At 38.5% G+C, this 1,014-nt stretch carries 1 protein-coding gene; it reads right to left on the bottom strand.

Going from position 1 to position 1,014, the window contains the following annotated elements; genetic code table 11:
- Nucleotides 1–122: 122 nt before the first annotated feature.
- Nucleotides 123–1,014: IS982 family transposase (locus tag XEN7305_RS17230; protein WP_006510763.1), on the bottom strand; the 892-nt coding region annotated here is incomplete at its 5' end.

The raw sequence follows: 1,014 nt of genomic DNA, 5'->3' as shown, positions 1-1,014 counted from the left end.
AAGATGAAACCAAGACCATACGCGATCGCTAAAAAATAAATTGCGCTCAGCAAAGCTTGGCGCTTTGTGCGTCATGAGATTTAAAATGGATTAGGCTCTATCTTCTAGCTGCTGAATCAGGGTTAAAAAACAGTAGGAGGGAGAGCCGATAAAGCTTTGGGCTCTAGATCAAGAGAAGGTTTCTGCGGGAAATAAGAGTAAGCTACTAATCCAGCCAGAAGATTCACCAGAAAATTCCAGATACTCCTGTGTCTTGAATGCTCTATTTGAGAAATATTTTTGAGTTGGTCATTGACTGTTTCAATTAAAGCTCTCTTTCGTAACAAAATTTTGTCGATTAGTTTCACCAACTTCTGTTTCATATTCTTTTTGTATCGAGTAATCAGCTGTAATTGTCTTTGATAAAGCTCCTCAAATAAATCTTGAGAGATATATCCGCGATCACCAAATAGTTTGCCAATAAGATCTTGAGTCATTTCTGGGACTGGCTTTCGGTCATCGACATTGCCTGGAGTTAACTTAAAAGCTAGTAATTCACCTTTGTCATTAATAATCAGATGCAGCTTAAAACCGTAATGCCATCCCATAGAATTCTTTCCCCAACCTGCAATATCTTTAAACACTTTATGCGAACGACTACGGCAAGGATGACAGACTTCTATCGGCGTTGAATCAATAAAACTAATACCTGTTACTTCTCCTCTGCGAGTCTGAAGGAAACAGCACAGTAACATTAAACACCAAGGCATCATTTCTACAAAACGGTTATAGCTAACTAATTTAGGAAAGGCTTTTTTCCAGTGTGGTAGTACTTGTAAGGTATAAAATTCCTTGAAAGTCTTAAAGCCTGAACCATGAAATGCAATCACAATAGTCATTACTTCACTTAACGACATTCTGGAACGGCAACGCTTTTCGTGAGGCATTGAGGGCAGTTGTTTCTGCTGTTGCCATAGTTTTGACCACTGGAGACAAAAATCATCTACGTCGCAAAAAATTGCTGTGATATCTAAT

It is taken from the genome of Xenococcus sp. PCC 7305, from assembly GCF_000332055.1.
Classification (GTDB): Bacteria; Cyanobacteriota; Cyanobacteriia; order Cyanobacteriales; family Xenococcaceae; genus Xenococcus.
This window is presented reverse-complemented; position numbering and strand designations above follow the sequence as displayed.